Below are 16,465 nucleotides of genomic sequence, written 5' to 3'. Positions count from 1 at the left end.
GGGCGGCTAATCCCCTGCCCTTTCCGGCCCTGACGCTTCGGCCTCTAACTGTTAAACTCCTCATTAGCAATATTTTCACATCTTTCATGCGGTTGCTAACGTAAACCCTATGTTCCCGTAACTCCTTTTTACTGCGTCCAGCGCTATGGCCTTTTTTGCCTCTCTCGGGCGGTGGAGCCGCCTACTCAAGTGCGCCGTTTGCTGCGGCCCTTGGCTCCTGGTGCTCTGCGCTTTCGCCCCAGACCCGCCTAAAAAAGGGCTGCGCACCAAAAACGTCATCATTGTGGTCATCGACGGGCCCCGGTACTCCGAAACCTGGGACAGCATTCCGGGCCTGATTCCCAACATGGCCACCCGGCTGAAGCCCCGGGGCGTGCTATTCTCCCAGTTTTACAACAACGGCTTCACCTACACCAACTCGGGGCATGCGGCTATTACCACGGGCATCGACCAGGCTATCGACAATTTTGACCAAGAGCTGCCGCAGCAGCCTTCCATCTTTCAGCTCTGGCGCAAGGCCACGGGCAAGCCCGCCACCGCCGCCTGGCTCATCACCAGCAAAGACAAGCTGCACATTCTGGCCAATACCTTGAACCCGGAGTGGAAGGACCAGTTGCCGCCTTCCCTCGACTGCGGCGTGGGCGGCCCGGGCACCGGCTACCGCGCCGATTCCCTGACCCTGGTGGCCGCCAAGCGCATCCTTACGCAGCACAAGCCCAACTTGGTGCTCATCAATTTTATGGAGCCCGACGGCTTTGCCCACGCCGCCAACTGGCCCAATTACGTGCGGGGCATCGCCCGGGACGACAAGTACGTGATGGAATTGTACGATTTCCTGCGCAGGAACAAAGCCTACCGCAACAACACGACTCTGCTCATCACCAACGACCACGGCCGGCACCTCAACAGCGTGCCCCCGGGGTGGGTGGAGCACGGCGATGGCTGCGAAGGGTGCCGGCACATCAGCTTGCTGGCCCTGGGGCCGGATTTCAAAAAAGGCCGCACCATCAAGGAGCCCCACACCTTGCTCGACATTCCGTCCACGGTGGCTTATCTACTGGGTTTTCCGTTTGCCCAGGGCCAAGGCAAGCCGATAGAGGCCTTATTTAAGCGCTAACTAACCCATAAATCTCCTCCACCCGAAGCCGCCATTCTTCCCGGTGGGCGCTTTCCCGGTCCGGTGGCTCCTCAACCCGCAGCTGCGTGCTGCGCTGCTGCTGCCATGCTTCCGCTGCTATCGGTTCTGATTAGCCTGGGCCTGTGGCTGGGCCGGCCGGTGCCGGTACTGGCCGGCCCTCGGGAAAGCGTTTGCGTCCCGGCGCCTGACAACCCGTTTTTTTCGCGGGACGAACTTGTCGAGCTGACCTTGGTGCTGCCGCGGGCAAGGGTCCTGAACGACCGCGGCGCGACGCCCGGCTTGCACCCGGCCCGCCTCTCCTACCGCGATGCCGCCGCGGCCCAACACACGCTGGCCGTGCAGGTGCAAGTGCGCGGAAACCGGCGCAAAGACCCCGCCGTGTGCGACTTCCCGCCGCTGTGGGTGAAATTTCCGCCCGAAAGCCGACCGGGCTCCCTCTTTGGCCCGGTGGAGGAGCTGAAGCTGACCACCCACTGCTTGTCTGATAAATACACCCTGCGCGAATACTTGGTGTACAAGCTCTACAACGTGCTCACGGACCTGAGCTACCGCGTCCGGCTCTGCCGCATCACCTACCACGACAGCGGCGGCCGGGGCGCCGCCGAAGCGCACTACGCCTTTTTTCTGGAGCCGACAGAAGCCCTCGCGCAGCGCCACCAGGCCACCGTGGTGCCCAGGCGCCTGGTTATCGGCATGGAAAACCTCAACCCGACGGCCACGGCTACGATGGTCGTGTTTCAGTATCTGATTGGCAACACGGATTGGTCGGTGCCCTACCGCCACAACATCCGGCTGCTGAGCCAAAACCTGCAGGCCCCGCCGTTGCCCGTGGCCTTCGATTTTGATTACAGCGGGCTGGTAATGGCCCCGTACGCTGTGCCGCCCGAGCAGCTCGGCATCACGTCGGTCCGGCAACGGCTGTATCGGGGCTTCACCTTCCCCCCGGCCACCTACGCCGCCGTGCGCCACCACTTCAACGCCCGGCGCGAAGCCCTTAACTACGTGTACCGGGCCTGTCCCTACCTCAGCCGGCAAGAGCAAGACTTTGCCATCCGCTATTTAAATGATTTCTATGACGTCCTCAACGACCCCAAAGCCTTTGAGCGACAAATCGTGCGGGCGGGGCACCGCAATGAAGAGAAGCGCATCCACATCCGCGGCTTTGACTGACGGCAGCCGACGCAGCCCCAAACCGTTTAGGTCAGGGGCTGCGTCGGCTGCCGTGAACCGGCCAACTGGTTTGTCTGCCAGCTCAACGAATCTTATGCTTCGCAGGGACTTGCCGATGGGGGCATTTGCCGAACGGCCGAATGTTAAAGGGGCGTGGCCGCCGTGGTTTGCCGCACGAAAAGCAGCGCGTCGTAGGCCCGGCTCAAGGCCAAGGGGTAGTAGGAATCGGCGCCGCTCTGGGGGCTGTAGCCCACCAGCCGGTGGGGGTGCTTCTGGCCGGCGGCGGTCAGCTGGCGGGTATTGACGTAGAAAGTGGCGGGGGTGACCAAGTTAAAGGCCTGTTCCCAGGAGCCGGCCACCGGCGCGTCCAGCGGATAGGCCGCCATGGGGCTGGCCGTGGTAATAAACCGATGGGTGGTGGCGGCCACGGTGCCGGTGGCGGTGCTGGTGCCCAGCACGAAGTACTGGCCGGGGAACGCGCGCTCCAGGAATTTGCCGGTGCCGCCGCCGTTGTTGTCGCCGGGCACGGGCAAGCTGCGCGAAACGTGCGCGTTGTGGGCCCAGATGATGACTTTGCTGCCTTTGCCCCGCACCAAGAACTTGGTCATTTCCGCCATCACGCTGTCGCGCGATGACTCACGCTTGTTCACTTTGGGCTGGTAAAACGTGTCGAAGTGCAGCTGCAGGCTCTGCACGGCCCCGGCCACGGCGGCGCGCTGCTTTTTCGGCAGCTTCACTTTTTTTAGGGCTTGGGCCAGTTGCTCAGTGGTTTCGTAGCCGGCCCAGCCATTGGCCATCATCTCCGGGCGTTTGAAGGGAATGCTGCGGTCGTTGAGGTTGGTCCAGATTTGAGCCTGCAGCGTGGTCTGCTGCACCAGCTGCTGGGTGAGAGCTACGATTTCGGGGGTAGAATGGGCCAGCGTTTCGCGCAGCAGCTCGGCCGCGGCGGTGCCGTACATGGCGTCGATGCCGGCCAGCTCGACCTTGCGCAGGTGGGAGGTGTTGTAGGTGTGCATCCAGTTCAGCATTTCCTCGGTTTCGCGGTTTTGCCAGATGCTGAGCAGGTGCTTTTTCATCAGGGGCTTAAGGTCGTCGAGGGTGGCCGAGTGCAGGGCTTGGTTCAGGCGGTAGCAGTCGCCGTAGCTGTTTTCGAGGGCTACTTGGGTAAAGCCCTTGTCTTCCATCAGAATGCGCGTGAGCCAGAACCGCAGCTTGTAAAACTCGGCCGTGCCATGGGTGCCTTCGCCCAGGGCCACCACCTTTTTATCACCCATCTGCTCGATAAGGGGCCGCACAGCCTGGCGAAAGAGAAAATAGCTCTGCGTGTTTACAGAGTTGACGACAGACGCATCGAGCACGATGCGGGCCGTATCGGTGGCGGCAGTTGGGACCGTTTGGGCGAAGGCAGCGGCGGCGGGAGCAGTGAGCAAGGCGGCGGCGAGCAGGGTGCGGAAAGTGCTTTTCATAAGTAGGCAAAAAAGAGCGTGTGATGTGAGAGCTGCGCCGGCCGTCTCAGCGACTGGCAACGACACAAAGGAATTGCCTCTTGCTGCCGTTGGGAAGCTTTTTTCGACCACCCGGGGCCTAGGAGCGACCAAAGTGCCGTGCGATTTTTTTAGTCGAAAAAATCACCGCGTTGGTCGAAATTCAGGCCCAGACGCACGGGCAGTGGCCGGAAAATCCCCCAACTTGGCCCCATGAAACCCCTGTCCTCCTCAGCTGCCGCCGACCGGCCAAGCCGTTTCCCTCTTGTGTTTGAGGGCATGGTCTGGGTGCTCTACGTGGGCCTCTATAAGTACGCCCTGTTCATGGAAGCCGTGCCGGAGCGTTCCCCGGACCGCGCCAATTTGCCTTACCCCCAGTTGATTGCATTTGCCCTGGTGGCCACGCTCTACATTGTGCCCTACTACCGGGTGGCGGTGCCGGCGCTGCTGCGCCGCCGCCGCTACCTGCTGCTGGGGCTGGTGGCGGTGGGCTATAGCTGGGTGGCCATCCGACTGAATATGGCGCTGGCCCACGGCCTGTTTCAGCACGTGGCCCACCCGCCCCTGCTGGCCGACTACTACCACCGGGGCTACCTGGAGGCCGCCGCCCAGCTCCTGACGCGCCAGCAGCCCTACCTCGGCCTGCTCTTCACCGACGTGCTGGCCTTCAGTTGCGTGGCATTTGTGCAGGTGGCGTTTGAGCACGAAACCCGCCGCCGCCGCGTGGAGCAAGACCATTCGGCCCTGCAGATGGAGCAGCTCAAGGCGCAGTTGCAGCCCCACTTTCTCTTTAATACCCTCAACAGCATTTACGGCCTGAGCTTGGCCGGCTCGCCCGAAACGCCGCGCTTTATCCTGCTCCTCTCGGACCTGATGCGCTACGTGCTCTACGACAGCGGCAAGCCGCAGATTGCGCTGGCAGAGGAAGTGTCGTTTCTCGAAAATTACTTCGAGCTGGAACAGCGCAAGTACGCCGGGGCCCGGGTGGCCTTCCGGGCCGTGGGCGCCGCCGAGGCCACCGACGTGCTGGTGCCGCCCCTGCTGCTGCTGCCGCTGGTGGAAAATAGCTTCAAGCACGGCCGCCACCACTTTTCCGACGACGCCAGCGTGGAAGCCACCCTCACCACCACGCCCGGCCGCCTGCACTTTCTCATCGAAAACGACCTGCTGCCCGACGCCCCGGCCGCCTCGCCCAAACGCCGCGGAGGCATCGGCCTGCAGAACATTCGCCAGCGCCTGCACCTCTACTACCCACACGCCCACGAACTGCACCTGACAGAGCACAACGGCCGCTACCGGGCCGAGCTCACGCTGCGGCTCTAAGGCCCCATCCCGCCACCGCGCCTTTCTTTCCCGTTTTCATTCCTCCCGCTCCATGCCGACCCCGCCTGCCCCCGTTCGCTGCCTGATTGTGGACGACGAGCCGCTGGCTCACCAAGTGCTCACCCGGTTTATCGACCAAACGCCCGGGCTCACGCTCACGGGCACCTGCCGCAACGCCATGGAAGCCTACGACCACCTGGCCCAGCACCCCGTGGACTTGCTGTTTCTTGACATTGAAATGCCGCTGGTGACGGGGCTACACTTCCTGCGCACCGTCAAAAACCCGCCCCGCACCATCCTCACCACGGCCTACCGCGAGTACGCCTACGAAGGCCACGAGCTGAATGTGCTTGACTACTTGCTCAAACCCTTCAGCTACGAGCGGTTTCTAAAGGCCATTGCCCGCCTGCCCGCGGCCCAACCCGCTCCCGAGCCCGAGGCGGCCACCGAGAAGTACCTGCTGGTGAAGGAGCGCCAGGAATTGCTGAAGGTGCCGCACCGCGACATCGTGTACGTGGAGGGCTGCAAAGACTACGTCAAAATTGCGGTAGCGACCAAGACCTACCTGCTGCACCAAACCATGAAAGAAATGGGGGAAGTGCTGGGGCCGGCCTTTTTGCGCGTGCACCGCTCCTACATAGTGGCGGCGGCGCACATCGGGCGGCTGCAACCCGAACACGTGCGGCTGCTCGACAACACGCTGCTGCCCATCGGCAGTTCCTACCGCAGCGAGCTGCTGGCTTTCTTCAAAAAGTAAGGGCCGGCGACTCGGCCGTCCTCCCCTCCTTTGCATCGTCTTCAACTCATGCGCCTATCCCCCTTCCTATTGCTATTCGGGCTGGGCCTTGCGCGCCCGGCCGTTGCCCAGCAGCCGGTGCCGCAACGCCTCGCGGCCTACATGCAAGGCCAGCACGACATCAACCGTTTCGCGGGCGTGGTGCTCGTGACGCGCCACGACACCGTGCTGCTGCAGCAAGCCTACGGGCTGGCCGATGCCGAATGGGCAGTACCCAACACCTTGGAGACCAGGTTTGCCCTGGCCTCCATCACCAAGCACATCACCGCCCTGGCCATTCTGCAGCTGGCCGAACGCGGCCGGCTGCAGCTCACCGACAAGCTCAACTCCTTTCTGCCGGGCTTCCCAAACGGCGACGCCATTTCCGTGCATCAGCTGCTGACCCACACGGCGGGGCTGGCCCTCGATTTTGAAGAGCTGTACCTTGACCACACGGCCGTGTCGAAAGATTCTGCCCTGGCATTTATGAAACGGCAGCCCGTGCAATTTGCCCCGGGTACGCGGGTGGGCTACAGCAACGTGGGCTATTTTCTGCTGGGCCAAATCATCGAAAAAGCCTCGGGGCTTTCCTACGGCGCGTACCTGCAACGCCACATTTTCGACGTGGCGGGCATGAGCCAGACCGGCCTGAACAGCACCACGGCCCTGGTGCCCCGCCTAGCCCGGCTCTACTACCGGGAGGGCGATGCGCTGGTGAAAAACCCGTACATCAACTGGGACCTCAACGTGGGGCACGACGGGCTGTATTCCACGGCGGGCGACCTGGCCAAACTCGACCGGGCGCTGCGCGGTACGGCCCTGCTCTCGGAGGCGTCCAAGGCCCTCATGGCGACCCCGCACAACCAACGGTTTCCGGGCAATGGATTTTTGGACCGATACGGTTACGGCGTCTTCATCAGCCCCTACTACAATCAAGGCCACTACCTGCTCACGCACAGCGGGGGCTACTTCGGGGCCATGACCACGCTGGACCGCTACCCGCAGGACGGGATTTTCGTCACCGTGCTATCGAACAACCAGGCCGAAGCGCACTGGATTGGCTACGGGCTGGCGGGCATCCTGTTTGGCAAAGCCGTGGAAGTGCCTTATGTGCATCGGGCCCTCCCCGCGGCGCCCGCAGGGCTGCCGGCCTTCGCGGGCCAGTACGGCGCCACCCGCATTCTGCACGCCAACGGCCAGCTGTACTTGCAAGACTTGGAAACGCCCCTGGTGACCGAAGCGCCCCGCAAGTTCTTTAGCCGCAAAAACCCCGACCGCACCGTGGAATTTTTGCTGACGAAATCCGGCCGCGTGCACGCCCTCACGCTCACAAAGGGCGGCGTGAAGGAAACCCTGCCGAGACAAAGCACAGCTGCCCGTCGGTAGTGGTAAGGCAACCTGAATGGCCCCACCGAAACAAAGGCTGAATGGGAAACGGCCGGAACGGGGCGAACAGCCCCATCTGGCTTAAGTATGTACCTGCTCGATGAGCTGCGATTTTTCATTTTGCCGCCGCAGCCGTTGGCAAAGCACCCGCATGATGTTGCGCGCCACTTCGGTGCATTCCTCCATCACGTCGTAAAAGTCCTCCTGGTCGATGCGGAAAGCCATGACCGGGCTCAGCGCAACAGCGGTGGCCGAGCGGGACTCGGCATCGAGCAGCGACAACTCCCCGAAAAAGTCTCCCTTATGAAAGGTCGTAAGCTGATGCGTCCCATCCCAAATGCCAACCTCCCCTTCGCATACGATGAACAGCGACGTACCCAGCGTGCCCTTGACGAAAATCTTCTCATCGGACTGAAAAGTCACTTCCTTCATGATGGGCACGATGGTCGCCAGGACGTTTTCGGGCGTTTCGGCAAAAAGCGCAGTGGCTTTCAGCATCAGCACCCGGTCGCGCGAGGAGATGCCGGATGGTTGGGTTTGGGCTTGAGCATTCATAACGGGTAGTTGCGTAATGGATGGGAACAAGGCGAGAAACTGCTCAAACACCGCCGGATGCTGCACGGGGAGCTGCTGGAGCACGGATAGGGCACTTTCCTGAACCAAAGAATTGGCGGCGTGCAAGTGCGGGTGCAGCAGCGCTACCGTAGTCAGCTGGGGCGCCCATTGCCGCAGCGCCACGCCAATGGTCCAGGCGGAAAACGCGGCCGGGCCCCGGCGGATGATGACCGTTTGGATGGGTTCCAACATGCGGGCCGGGCCCAGCAAATCGTCGAAAGCCTGCACTTTTTCGCTCAGCCGGCCTACGTCGAGCATGGCCTGCAGGCCTTGGTACAGCGGGCGCGGTATCAGATTATCCAGGATTTCGAGGGCGTTGGCCTGCCGTTCGCCGGAAGCATGGGCCACCCCGCGCTGGGCGTCCATCATTGGCTGGCGTTCATACACCTGAATCAGCAGGCCAAAAATCCGCTGCTGGGTTTTGCCCAGCTCGTAGCGCAGGGCCCGGCGCAGTTCGGTATTGCCCTTCACCATGCCGTGCAGCAGGTGCTGGGCAAACCGCATTTCCTCCTCTACCAGCCGCTGAAAGAGTGGCATGTCGCCGGGCACTTTCTCAAAGCTGCTGAGGGCGCGCAACGCGGCGGCCCGGGCGTGCAAATTGGGGGCCTGGGCCACGTCGACCAACACTTGGCGGGCGGCGGGCGTGCCCATCCGGGCACAAATTTGCGCCACCAGCTGCAAGCTCCGCCCGTCCGTTTCCTGCGAAAAAGCCTCTTTGAGATACGGCAGAGCGGCGGCACCGGTCTTTTGCAGCGCGTCGCTGGCCGGCTTATGCAGGGCTTTGTGGCGCAGCAACGCCACCAACTGCCCCAGCAGGCTGGGGCTGGCCACGCGCGCCGCTGCCTGCACGGCCGCCTGCACAAGCTCTTGGTCGGCACTCTGGAAGCTGCTGGTTACTACCTCAACCTGCTGCTCGGGGGTGAGCAAATCGAGCAGGGCCAAAGCCATCAGGCGGCTTTTGGCATCGGGCGCCGCTGCAATACCGGCCAGGCTGGCCAGGGCCCCTTCATCGGTGGGCGCCGCTTCCAGCCGGCCCCGGATGGCGCCGCCGCGCACGGCCAGGTCGTGGTGGTTCAGCAAGTCATTGGCCTCGGGGTGCAGGCTGGCCATTCGGCTGGCCATGTGCCGCAGGTCCGCATCGGGGTCATCATACGCCAGGCGTCGCAGGAGCGTGATGTCGGCGCGGTCGCCCAACAGGCCCAGCACCCGGTTTCGGACCCGGCTATCAGAATGCTTGAGCAGCAGGTCGGCGTGCCTGAAAAGCGTATCGGCGTGGGCTTTCTGCAAGTGCTCAATTGCCTCCACGGCTGTTTTTGAACTCGGATTTGCCGGCGCCGGCTTGCCCGCTGATGCCCCGCTGGGCGGCGGCGCGGACGTGAACCGCAGGCCCAAGGCACTCTTCAGCTCGTCAATGTACTTCCAGTAGGTTAGCTGCAGCAGGAACAGGGCCAGCAGCAGCAGCACGCCCATCCAGATGAACGGCGCCCATTGGTTGAGGGCAGGAAACGTGTGCCCGCTCCACAGCAACACGCCGCCCAGCCCCAGCCCCAGCGGCTCGTAAAATCCTTTGACCAGGGAGTGGCCTTCCAGCCGCTCCGGAGCAGCCAGGGGCTGAAACAACACCAGAAACACCGGCTCAAACATGGCCCGGCGCAGCACCTCCAACACCAGATACAGCCCGCCGAAATACAGCATCACCGTGCCAGGAGCCGCGTGGGTCAGCTGCAATCCGCCAAATAGTAGCAGCCCCGCCAAGGCCATAAGGGGCAGCACGGCCAACGTCCAGCGTACGCCGAGCCGGTCGAGGCCGTGGCGTGAAAAAGCGAGCTTGAACAGCATGGCCAGCAGGTAGGTCAGGGCCAGGACGCCGCCCACGTACTGCAAAATCGTGGCTTGCTCCTGCAGCTTGTATTTCACATTGACGAAGAACAAATACTCTACGCCCACAGCCACGGCCGCAATGGCCATGAGGCTGAGCCCCATGGCGCGCACCAGCGGACTGGCCCCCAGGAGCTGGTGCACCAGGGACGGCCGCGGCTGTTGGGGTTCGGGTTCTGGGGCGTTCCGGGCTGCCCCCACTTGCGTTTGGAAGGTGGCCCGCTGAATGAAGAAGGCCAATAAATACGTGGCTGCCGCGGTAAAAAGCAGCGCATACAGGGCGTTGTTTATATGAACAAAAATGGCCAGTACCGCCCCAATGGCCTTGGCCGGCATGTCGCCGGAGCTGATGACGCTGAACAGCCGCCGGCCCTGCCGCACGTTGAACACCACCGCCGACATGCCCCAAAACTCCAGGTTGGTGAGCAGGTACACCAGGCGGTACCCCGTCATGATGGTCACGGCCGTGGCCACGGAAGGGCCGAGCAGCACCAGCCCCCCCAGCACCAGCGTCAGCACGGCCGCTACCAGCAGGGCGCGCACCGCAAGTTTGCGCAACAGCCAATGGTGCTCGCCGTAGGCATACAGGCGCCCGACCGCCATCATGGCCACGGCGCCCACGCAGTAGGCCAGCGGCAAGTTGCGCTCCGGATGCTCGGCCAGCAAAACGACGTTGGCGGCCACATAAACCAGGATGGTGCCGATGCCGAGCAGAAAATTGTGCGCAAAAAACAACCAAACCGCTTTGGTTTCGCGTGGCCGCACTCCCAAAAATCGGTACCAGCTTTCCATGACATTAAACCTGTTAATCCCTGCTGGTTTGGGCAAACGACGGCAGGGTGCGCGGCAGTGGCGCGGCGAGGGGCCCGCTCAGTGCAACGCGCGCTTCTTGATGAGCCCGCCCTTCATGTCGCTCACGCTTTGGGTGACCACAAAGGCCTGCGGGTCGATTTTATGAATTTCATCCGTTAGCTCAACTACCTCCAGCCGGGTCACGACCGTGAAGATGGCTTCGACTTTGAGGTGCTGATGGCCGTGCGAGCCGTAGCCCTGGGTGCATTCGTAGACGGTGGCGCCGCGCTTGAGCTTGTCGGTTATCATCCGCCTGATTTCCGTGCTGTGGAAGGAAATGATGGTGAGGCCGGTGTATTCCTCGATGCCAACCAACACAAAGTCCACCGTTCGGGCGGCTGATAGATACGCCAAAATGGAATACAGCGCCGTTTCGACGGACAGCAGCCACGCCGCCACCGAGAAGATGATGACGTTGATAATGAGCACAATGTCACCAATTGACACGGGCAGCTTTCGGCTCAGGTACAGCGCCAGAATTTCGGTTCCGTCGAGCACGCCTCCGCCGCGCATGGCCAGGCCGATGCCCGCGCCCAGAAAGAATCCGCCAAACACCGCAATCAGCAGCTTGTCGTGGGTGAGCGTGGGGAAGGTGACCACCAGCAATGCCCCCGCCAGGGCCAGAATGGTGAGCAAGGTCTTAAGCGCGAACTTCCGACCGAGGTGGTGGTAGCCCAGAATGATGAACGGGATGTTGATGACCACAATCAGCAGCGAGAGGGAAGTGTCCGTCAACTGGCTTATCAGCAAGGACATGCCCGTCACCCCACCGTCGATAAATCCGTTGGGCAGCAGGAAACCTTTGAGGCCCAGCGCTGCTGAAAACACGCCGGCTAGCAGCAGCAGGGATTGCAGCAGCAGCCCCAACCAGGGCCGCGCGAGCACCAAGAGTAGGTTGTTGGGCACCAGTTCGGGCGCCGCGGCCTGCTTGGAGCCAGGCATCAGGGGCGGAGCCAACCGCCCGAGGCGGAAGGGTGGCGGACTATTTTGTTCGAGCAACATCGCAACCAGCAAAACTCAGGCATCCACTACCAGTCGGTTGCCCAACTGCAGGCCGGCAGGCCACCAATCGGGCGCAGCAGAGACAAGCCAGCCTAATGCCGAAAGCGCACGCTGGCACCGAAGAACCCCAGCAACGCAGCGCCCGAAAACAGGCCTGTCAGCCGCCGGCTTCACCCCCAAGAGCTGCGCACCGGCCAAAAGCCAGAAACGCCCCCTTACGGCGAAGCACCCTAAATTTATAAAATAAATCTTAATAAAGCAAGGAATAGTTCTGGCAAATGCTCGCCGCTTTACAGCGTCACGGGTAGGCTGGCGGTCAATTGTGTGTATTCCCCTTCCGTGCTTTCCACGCTTAGCGTGCCGCCGTGGCCTTTGGTAATGATGTCGTAGCTCAGCGAGAGGCCCAGGCCGGTGCCCTCGCCGGTGGGCTTGGTGGTGAAGAAGGGATGGAAGATTTTATCCCGCATGGCCACCGGCACCCCGTCCCCGTTGTCGCGCACCTGAATGCGCACCGCCGTAGGTGTTCGACGGGTTTGCACGCTTACTTCGGGGCAGTAGGGACTGGCGGCTTTTTTGCTTTTTTCGGTCACGGCGTAAAACGCATTGTTCAACAGGTTCAGCAGCACCCGGCTGATGTCCTGGGAAACTACTTTCACGGGCTTCAGGCGGGGGTCGTAGTCCGAGTTAAGGGTGGCCGTAAAGTCTTTGTTCTTAGCCCGCCAGCCGTGATAGGCCAGCCGCAAGCACTCCTCTACCAGCGCGTTGATGTCGGCAACCTGGCGCTTGCCGTTGCAGGGCTGCGAGTGCTCCAGCATGCGCTTCACAATGAGGTCGGCGCGGTGGCCGTGCTCGTGGATTTTGGATTGATTTTGCGTGAGCTCCTGCAACAACAGGTCGATGGTATGCCTGCCTCCCACCGACAGCGGTTCCTTGGCCAGCTCTTCTTCCAGCTCGGCCGTTAGCTCCACGTTCACGTCCGAGAAGTTAGTCACGAAATTCAGCGGGTTTTGAATTTCGTGCGCCACGCCTGCCGTCAGCTCGCCCAACGAGGCCATTTTTTCGCGTTGCACCAACTGGTTTTGGGCCGCTTGCAGCTGAGTGAGGGTGCGGCCCAATTTGTCGCGGTGGGCCGCAATTTCTTTGTTTTTTTCTTCCAGGTGCCGGTTGGCGCGCCGCTTGAGGACGATGTTGCGCAACAGCAGGCCCAGCACCAGCACCACGCCCAGCAGCCCGGCTAGCAGGCCGTAGAGCTGCTGGCGCTGCCGGGCCTCTTTTTGCGCCTGGAGCTGCCGGGTTTTGGTAAGCAGGTCTATTTGGGCCTGTTTCTTTTCCAGCTCGTAGGCGTAGCGCAGGGCACTGGTACGGCGCTGCGTATCCTCGCCCGAGAGCGTGTCGTTGTAGGCCATGTGCAGGTTGCGGTAGCGATAGGCGGCCGGGAAATTGCCGCGCTGGGCGTAGGCCTGCGCCATAATATCCGCCGCATTGCGGATGTTGTCGTTGCTGCGGGCCTGCTGGCTCAGCTGGAGGCTGTGCTGCGCCAGGGCGAGCGCGCTATCGGGCTGCTGCTTCAGCACGTAGGCGCGGGCGAGCATGAGCTCCACCAAGGGCAGGTTGTATTCGTCGTGGGTGGCGTGCACCAGCTGCCGGGCCCGCAACCCGTGCGCCAGGGCTTCGGCGGGCTGGCCCATCAGGCCATGCACTTCGGCCAAACTGGTTTCGTTGCCCGCCTCGCCCGAGAGGTCGCCCAGCTGTTGGCTAAGCCGCAGGGCTTGCTGGTAGTAAGCCAGGGCTTGGGGCCACTTCTTCAGCATCTGAAACGAATTGCCCAAGCCGTTCAGGGCCGTGAGCACCACCTGCTGGTCGCCCGCCCGTCGGCCGCGCTTCAGCACGTTTTGCAGCACCGGCAGGGCGTCGTCGTAGTTCCCCATGGTGTAGTAAATACTACCCAAATTGGCTTGCAAGCGCGTTTTGGTTACCTCATCGCCGGCCTGTTCGGCCAGTGGCAGCCCCTTGAGGGCCGCCTTGAGGGCCGGCGCGGGGTTGCCTTGCAGCATGTCAATCAGGCTCAGCTGCAACCAGGCGTTGGCCTGCCCGCGGGTTTCATCGGAGCGCCCAAACACGCGCTGCGCCAGCTGCGCGTACCGACGCGCCGGCTCGTACTCGGCCTGGCGCCGGTGCAATATGCTCAGCCCGAGCAGGGCCTCGCCTTCGCCTTTGGCGTGGTGCTGCTGCCGGGCAAGCACCAGCGCTTGGCGCGTAAGCTCCACGGCCTGTGCGGGATTAGCTGTGCGCAAGGCCAAGGCCTGGGCCAGCAGGCGCCGCACCTGGGCGGTGTCGGCCCGAGACATCGAAACTCCCAGCTTATGCTCCGCCTGCGCCCGAGCCGGCGACGCGGACCCAAGCAGAAGCAGCAGCCCCAAATGCAGGAGTGGCACAAAAACGTACGGTTTCATGCTTACGAGCGTAAAGAACGGGAGGCCAACCAGGCCCTTTCGTATGCGGGCCACAGGGGTAGGCAGGTGTTTTCAAGCGCCTGCTTCGCTGGCTTGTGCGCTGCACAGGCTTTATAATCAACTGGCTTAGTACGGTGGGTTATGGATGACGCCGAGTGAGACGGAAGCCAGTGCGGAAGTAGAGTGGTTTACCTTGACGCTGCCGATGGTGGTTACCCCTGCTTTCACCTGGTTGTCTTCCAGCACAAATTCGCACCCTTCCCAGAAGGAGCCGTTTGCGTCATCCGTCAGGCTCCGAAGCGCATTGTACAGGGCATCGGCAACCGGCTTCGATTTGCATCGGAACAGGAAGGAATTATCACTCGATATTTCCGTGCTCGCGGGTTCTTTTTTCAAAATAAGCTTAACGCCGCCCGACACTCCCCACTCGGCTTGCTCGGCGTTGGCCTCATCCGGAATAAAGCGAGGTTTTTTCAGCTGGGTACTGAAAATTTCAAGTGCACTCGCCCATTTATCTGCCGGGATGTGCATCGTAGTGGATTGCAGGCCCACTTTCGAGGGTGATAATGTTTGGAGTGCTTCCATATGGGTGTGGCTAAAGTCCGTATTTGAGTATTAATGTAGTTATAATTTAATTAATTATACGATTGTTGATAAAATTATTATTCAGCTTGTATGTCTTTCTGCTCTTATTGAGGCAGTCCATATCTCAGAAACCTGCCAACAGATGGGGATTTTCTGGGCCCGCGCCGTTGCCGGGCCCCCTGGTTCGGCACGGATGCTGCCGTGTGCCCCAACTGTCGGATTGGGCTCACCTGCGTATCCCATATTGCTCCGCATTCCCGAAGGCAGCGACCAGGCAATAGTCATTAAATTTGAATATATTGATTTTTACCATTAACTTGGCGATGAGACCAACAAGCTCAGCCTTTTCCCAGGCTATTGCGTAGCAGTCCTGTTCACCTTCGTCTACTTTCTATATGCGTTACGCCTCTCTCCTTCCCTTGGCCCTGTTGTTGGGCTGCGCCGCTACCGACCAGCCAACAACCGAAGTACCCGTTGCTACATCGGCACTGAAAATTGAACGGGTATTTGATGTGCCCGCCTTGGTTGGCATGAACGCCGACCAGATTGCCAAGCCGCTATCGGGCCTTTCCATTCGTCCCGACCACGACCGAACGCCCCGGGAGTTGCCCTCGGGCGGCACCGAAGCCTTGTATACCTACTGGCACGACACTACCGCCTTGGTAGTGAGCTACAACCCTGCAACCCTGCGCATCAACAGCTACTTTATCAAAACCAAGCACGCGCTGACGCCGGACTACACGACGTTGCTTAAACTGGCAAATGTGAGTCAGTACGATAAACGCTGGAGCATCGAGCCCATGGCCTCCGTGAACAACCCGCAGCTGTACACCGGGGTGAAGCTGGTGCCGCAGCAGTAAACCGGACAGACAGGATTCTGAATATTGCGCGGTTACTGAGCGGTTACTATAAAACAGAAATCGCCCCAGGCATTGGCGCCGCAGATTCGTTTGCGGCGCCAATGCTTTTTTACTTGTCAATGTTGGCCGTTACCGCCCCAGCCTAGCCACGCCACAATCGGTGCCACCTCGCTGTCCGGGGGCACCAACCAAGCAGCTTCATCCGGCACCGAAATGCGGAGTTTTCAGCCATTCCGAAATAGGTTTGTGTACTGAAAAACCGTTTGATACCTCTACTACCTCGTTTCCAAAGCTACTCCACGTGCCCGATACCGCCCCTGCTACCATCCCAGCCGGACCAACGCCAGATGATTTCGCCAGCTTCTATCTCTACGGCCTCACTAACAATCCTTACCAGCAATCAACTGATTTTGACAAATTTGGCGAGCTGTATAAGCTGGTTATTGGTGCCCACGGCGGGTTCAGCATAGCCAGCACATTTCACCCATATCAGCTCCTCAACCCGGCTGGGGTTTCGGTGTGGTACACGGCGTTTGCCCAGTTCTACGCCCAGCCCAACCGCATTGAGATGTTTGGGGAAATGACCCTGGAAAAGACGCCGTTTTTGGTGGCGCCGCCCGCCTCCTTTGCCGAATACAACGTGTGGCCCGATACCCGGCTCACGCAAGCTGAAAACCCGGTTTTCAGCCGCTACATTCCGTTCGTACTGCCGTTTTTGGTGCGCAAAGACCCCGAAGCCCTGCGCTGGGATGCCGAGCTTGCGGCGGCCGACGGCGACCGGGAGCGCCTCAGCTGGTACCTCGATGCCGTGAAGCAGGCCCTCCGGTTTGTGCAGCCTGCCCCCGCCCTCCTATTGGGCTTCGGCGAATTTGACGAGCAACACCCGGAACATTTGATTGAGAAGTTCATCAATTGTCGACATTTGCTCGAAGCGCGGTAGGTTT

12 protein-coding genes are annotated in these 16,465 nt (G+C 61.3%); 7 read left to right on the top strand and 5 right to left on the bottom strand.

The window, feature by feature from the left end; all coding sequences use genetic code 11:
- Positions 1-145: 145 nt before the first annotated feature.
- Together I2I05_RS11590 and I2I05_RS11585 are read left to right on the top strand one after the other, a co-directional pair.
- On the top strand, positions 146-1,117 hold the full coding sequence (locus I2I05_RS11590) for a sulfatase-like hydrolase/transferase (protein WP_196282401.1): 972 nt from the start codon (positions 146-148) through the stop codon (positions 1,115-1,117).
- 105 nt (positions 1,118-1,222) lie between these two features.
- Positions 1,223-2,308 (top strand): hypothetical protein, encoded by a 1,086-nt coding sequence (locus I2I05_RS11585; protein ID WP_196282400.1) that lies wholly within the window; start codon positions 1,223-1,225, stop codon positions 2,306-2,308.
- 143 nt (positions 2,309-2,451) lie between these two features.
- Here I2I05_RS11585 and I2I05_RS11580 read toward each other — a convergent pair whose 3' ends face one another.
- The gene (locus tag I2I05_RS11580) at positions 2,452-3,774 is read right to left on the bottom strand and encodes an erythromycin esterase family protein (RefSeq protein WP_196282399.1); all 1,323 of its coding nucleotides are present in this window, start codon (positions 3,772-3,774) and stop codon (positions 2,452-2,454) included.
- Positions 3,775-4,005: 231 nt separating this feature from the next.
- Between I2I05_RS11580 and I2I05_RS11575 the strand changes: the two genes are divergently transcribed.
- Genes I2I05_RS11575 through I2I05_RS11565 form a run of 3 tightly spaced genes read left to right on the top strand, consistent with a single transcriptional unit; the run spans position 4,006 to position 7,276 of the window.
- A complete protein-coding gene (locus I2I05_RS11575; protein WP_196282398.1) occupies positions 4,006-5,115 on the top strand; it encodes a sensor histidine kinase in 1,110 nt (369 codons plus the stop codon).
- Positions 5,116-5,167: 52 nt separating this feature from the next.
- Positions 5,168-5,872, top strand: a complete 705-nt coding sequence (locus tag I2I05_RS11570) for a LytR/AlgR family response regulator transcription factor (protein WP_196282397.1) — start codon at positions 5,168-5,170, stop codon at positions 5,870-5,872.
- A gap of 48 nt (positions 5,873-5,920) precedes the next feature.
- On the top strand, positions 5,921-7,276 hold the full coding sequence (locus I2I05_RS11565) for a serine hydrolase domain-containing protein (RefSeq protein WP_196282396.1): 1,356 nt from the start codon (positions 5,921-5,923) through the stop codon (positions 7,274-7,276).
- A gap of 81 nt (positions 7,277-7,357) precedes the next feature.
- Here I2I05_RS11565 and I2I05_RS11560 read toward each other — a convergent pair whose 3' ends face one another.
- The 4 genes from I2I05_RS11560 to I2I05_RS11545 all read right to left on the bottom strand — a co-directional run bounded on the left by I2I05_RS11560 (position 7,358) and on the right by I2I05_RS11545 (position 14,661).
- A complete protein-coding gene (locus I2I05_RS11560) occupies positions 7,358-10,561 on the bottom strand; it encodes a cyclic nucleotide-binding domain-containing protein (protein ID WP_196282395.1) in 3,204 nt (1,067 codons plus the stop codon).
- Positions 10,562-10,639: 78 nt separating this feature from the next.
- Positions 10,640-11,563 (bottom strand): YitT family protein, encoded by a 924-nt coding sequence (locus I2I05_RS11555; protein WP_196282394.1) that lies wholly within the window; start codon positions 11,561-11,563, stop codon positions 10,640-10,642.
- Between the two features lie 350 nt (positions 11,564-11,913).
- Positions 11,914-14,076, bottom strand: a complete 2,163-nt coding sequence (locus tag I2I05_RS11550; protein WP_196282393.1) for a tetratricopeptide repeat protein — start codon at positions 14,074-14,076, stop codon at positions 11,914-11,916.
- Positions 14,077-14,202: 126 nt separating this feature from the next.
- A complete protein-coding gene (locus I2I05_RS11545; protein WP_196282392.1) occupies positions 14,203-14,661 on the bottom strand; it encodes a hypothetical protein in 459 nt (152 codons plus the stop codon).
- Positions 14,662-15,056: 395 nt separating this feature from the next.
- Between I2I05_RS11545 and I2I05_RS11540 the strand changes: the two genes are divergently transcribed.
- Positions 15,057-15,521, top strand: a complete 465-nt coding sequence (locus I2I05_RS11540; RefSeq protein WP_196282391.1) for a hypothetical protein — start codon at positions 15,057-15,059, stop codon at positions 15,519-15,521.
- A 301-nt stretch (positions 15,522-15,822) separates the two neighbouring features.
- On the top strand, positions 15,823-16,461 hold the full coding sequence (locus I2I05_RS11535) for a hypothetical protein (RefSeq protein ID WP_196282390.1): 639 nt from the start codon (positions 15,823-15,825) through the stop codon (positions 16,459-16,461).
- Positions 16,462-16,465 lie beyond the last annotated feature (4 nt).

This window comes from Hymenobacter jeongseonensis (assembly GCF_015694725.1).
GTDB lineage: Bacteria > Bacteroidota > Bacteroidia > Cytophagales > Hymenobacteraceae > Hymenobacter > Hymenobacter jeongseonensis.
Note: the sequence above shows the minus strand (reverse complement) of the source record. Positions and strands in the feature narration are given on the sequence as shown.

Coding starts and splice junctions, on each gene's coding strand:
- I2I05_RS11590 (WP_196282401.1), top strand. CDS start 146: ATGGCCTTTTTTGCCTCTCTCGGGCGGTGGAGCCGCCTACTCAAGTGC.
- I2I05_RS11585 (WP_196282400.1), top strand. CDS start 1,223: ATGCTTCCGCTGCTATCGGTTCTGATTAGCCTGGGCCTGTGGCTGGGC.
- I2I05_RS11580 (WP_196282399.1), bottom strand. CDS start 3,774: ATGAAAAGCACTTTCCGCACCCTGCTCGCCGCCGCCTTGCTCACTGCT.
- I2I05_RS11575 (WP_196282398.1), top strand. CDS start 4,006: ATGAAACCCCTGTCCTCCTCAGCTGCCGCCGACCGGCCAAGCCGTTTC.
- I2I05_RS11570 (WP_196282397.1), top strand. CDS start 5,168: ATGCCGACCCCGCCTGCCCCCGTTCGCTGCCTGATTGTGGACGACGAG.
- I2I05_RS11565 (WP_196282396.1), top strand. CDS start 5,921: ATGCGCCTATCCCCCTTCCTATTGCTATTCGGGCTGGGCCTTGCGCGC.
- I2I05_RS11560 (WP_196282395.1), bottom strand. CDS start 10,561: ATGGAAAGCTGGTACCGATTTTTGGGAGTGCGGCCACGCGAAACCAAA.
- I2I05_RS11555 (WP_196282394.1), bottom strand. CDS start 11,563: ATGCCTGGCTCCAAGCAGGCCGCGGCGCCCGAACTGGTGCCCAACAAC.
- I2I05_RS11550 (WP_196282393.1), bottom strand. CDS start 14,076: ATGAAACCGTACGTTTTTGTGCCACTCCTGCATTTGGGGCTGCTGCTT.
- I2I05_RS11545 (WP_196282392.1), bottom strand. CDS start 14,661: ATGGAAGCACTCCAAACATTATCACCCTCGAAAGTGGGCCTGCAATCC.
- I2I05_RS11540 (WP_196282391.1), top strand. CDS start 15,057: ATGCGTTACGCCTCTCTCCTTCCCTTGGCCCTGTTGTTGGGCTGCGCC.